The sequence below is a fragment of the Gemmata algarum genome (genome assembly GCF_034097035.1).
Lineage (GTDB): Bacteria > Planctomycetota > Planctomycetia > Gemmatales > Gemmataceae > Gemmata > Gemmata algarum.
Genome location: NZ_JAXBLV010000057.1, coordinates 1 through 2,418 on the forward strand (window position 1 = coordinate 1; position 2,418 = coordinate 2,418).

Consider the following 2,418-nt stretch of genomic DNA (forward strand, 5'->3'; position numbering starts at 1 on the left):
CTAAGAGCGGCGACACGATCCGCCGGCGTGTCGCAGGCTCGATCACTTCTTCTCTTCGGGCTTCAGCTTGCCGTCCGGCAGCACCTCGACTTCGTGCTTCTTCCCGTCCAACTCGATCACCACCTCGTAGTAGGCGAGGGTGTCCTTGCCGCCCTTGACGGCGTACACCACCTCGGCAGACTTCGCGGTCCCCTTCGGGTGCTTGGCGGCGGCGGCGGCCGACACGGCCTTCGGCAAGTCCTTGAGGGCGATACCCTTCTCGTACCCGGTGATCGTACCGTCCTCGGTCACGTCCACGTCGATCTTGCTCTCGCCGTCCTTGATGGTGATCTCGTACTCGACCTTGCCGTCGTCTTTCCCCTTCTCGGCCTCCTTCAGTTCCGCCTTCGGGAACTTCGCCTTGACCGCGTCCACCACCGCTTTGGGTAGTTTGTCGAGCGGCACCTTGTCGTCCTCGGCCCGCCCGCCGGCCACGACCACGGCCATCGTGAACACCGCCGCCACCGTCTGGAACATCGTTCGCATCAGACCCTCCCGTCGAAGCGAGGTGCCGGGAGGCATTCCCCGGCCCACCTCAAGTACGATGGAACCTTACCAGACGAGCCTAAACGCAACGTGAGCCGAGGATAAGCTTTAGTTTATCTTTGCCCTCGCATTTGCCGTGAGACATAAAGTGCCAGCATGAATTGGGTACACTGGGCTTTACTGTCGGCGGCGTTCGCGGGGATCACCGCCGTGTTGGCGAAGGCGGGTACGAAGGACATCGCGCCGAATCTGGCGACCGCGATCCGCACGACGGTCGTGCTGCTCTTGGCCTGGGGAATCGTGCTGGTTGCAGGCAAGCCGGAATGGAAGTCTCTGTCGGGCCGAGCGATGGTGTACCTGATCCTATCTGGGGTGGCGACGGGCCTGTCGTGGCTGTGCTACTTCCGCGCGTTGCACCTCGGCGAAGCCTCGTCGGTGGCTCCTGTGGACAAGTTGAGCGTCGTGTTCGCCATCGCCCTCGCCGCACTGTTCCTGGGCGAGCGGCTCGCGTGGCAGCATTGGGTCGGCGGCAGTTTGATCGTGGTCGGTGCCGCCGTCATCGCCACGAAATAGCTCGCGCCCCCCGCTACCCAAGTTCGATCCGCCGCGCAATCTTGACGTACCCCGCCTCCCGCTCGATGCCAACAACCCGAGAGGCACCGTTGTCGAGGGCGGCAACGAGCGAACTGGCCGACCCCGCAAAGCAGTCGAGGGTGCCCTCACCCTGCGGCAAAAGATACTGCATCCACCAGTCACACACGGCAAGTGGCGCAACCACCGTGTGGTCTTCTGAACCCGGCGAGCCGCCTTTAGAGACGACAACGCCGTTCGGCGGTACCGAGCCACCCCGATCCAGGGCCGACTGCTGGAAGCGACCGCACCGCCGGGATCGCTCGGCCCACTGCCGGGGTAGTCGTGCCGAATGCGGGTCGTGACGTGGTTGGACGGGAACTTCAGCACCGCGTCGCGTGCTTCTGGAACAAGCGGGAGCCGGCGTGACCCCATTTTTGGGCGTCCGCTATCGTGGCGCACCCGCTGCGGTCCCTCCGCGTGAATTCACATCAGGTTTCCCGTCGCCGCTCTCACTGATCTTCAAAACCACTTATTGAATCGAGTGCGTTCGCCAGCAACTACCAACTGGTTCGCTATTCAGTGAGTGGAGCGGCCACGCGAGACAATCTCCCCTGGGCTACTCAGAGATTGAAGCCGGTGCGTTGAGCAGGTCCAGTGCGAGGTAAGGGCGCGCGACCATAGTCCGGATCGCCATGTTGCTTCCGACCCGCGGAGTACTCGATTTTTTGATGGGGTGATCGCCGAATCAGCGTGAAGAGCCACACAAACTCAGCGGGAAGAATCATGCTTAACAAACGACAAAAAAACGCCTGCCCCGGCTGAACCGGGGCGAGTTTGGTGCACTCGGTTATGCACCCTTCACCCAAACCTTGCTTTTCCAGTATGCCCGACAGGAGTTGAACCTGTAACCTTCGGCTCCGGAGGCCGACGCTCTATCTCCACAACTGCTGAAAAGATAAGCGGTTCGCTCGATACTAATACTCCCGGAGCAGCACCGGGAGCAGCAACTCCACCAGACCCGCAACTCCCTCGGGTCGCAGCGGCGTGGGCGACCTTGCCCGAGCCAATCAAGCGGGCCATTCTCGCACTTATCGGCACCACAACCGCAATCCCAGCCTCGCCGCACTGACCACCCGTGAGCGGGGCAGTTGTTCGTTCCGTAGTACACGCCGAGCGCGTCATATGGGTTGGGAGTTGCGACACGGCGGGCGCTGGTACCTGTACCGCAACCGCCGGGTGAACGGGAAGCCGGTCAAAGAGTACGTCGCCAGTCGTGACCCGTTCGGACTCGGTGACGCGTTGGCAGTTACGCTCGCCGAG

At 62.4% G+C, this 2,418-nt stretch carries 2 protein-coding genes; one reads left to right on the forward strand and one right to left on the reverse strand.

What is annotated here, in order from left to right; all coding sequences use genetic code 11:
- Positions 1 to 42: 42 nt before the first annotated feature.
- Positions 43 to 525, reverse strand: a complete 483-nt coding sequence (locus R5W23_RS06965; protein WP_320685716.1) for a PepSY-like domain-containing protein — start codon at positions 523 to 525, stop codon at positions 43 to 45.
- 156 nt (positions 526 to 681) lie between these two features.
- Here R5W23_RS06965 and R5W23_RS06970 point away from each other — a divergent pair, with 156 nt between their 5' ends.
- Positions 682 to 1,098: an EamA family transporter gene (locus tag R5W23_RS06970; protein ID WP_320685717.1), complete on the forward strand. Its 417-nt coding sequence runs from the start codon at positions 682 to 684 to the stop codon at positions 1,096 to 1,098.
- Positions 1,099 to 2,418 lie beyond the last annotated feature (1,320 nt).

Excerpts from the sequence above, each read along its gene's own strand:
- R5W23_RS06965 (WP_320685716.1), bottom strand. The coding sequence starts at position 525 with ATGCGAACGATGTTCCAGACGGTGGCGGCGGTGTTCACGATGGCCGTG.
- R5W23_RS06970 (WP_320685717.1), top strand. The coding sequence starts at position 682 with ATGAATTGGGTACACTGGGCTTTACTGTCGGCGGCGTTCGCGGGGATC.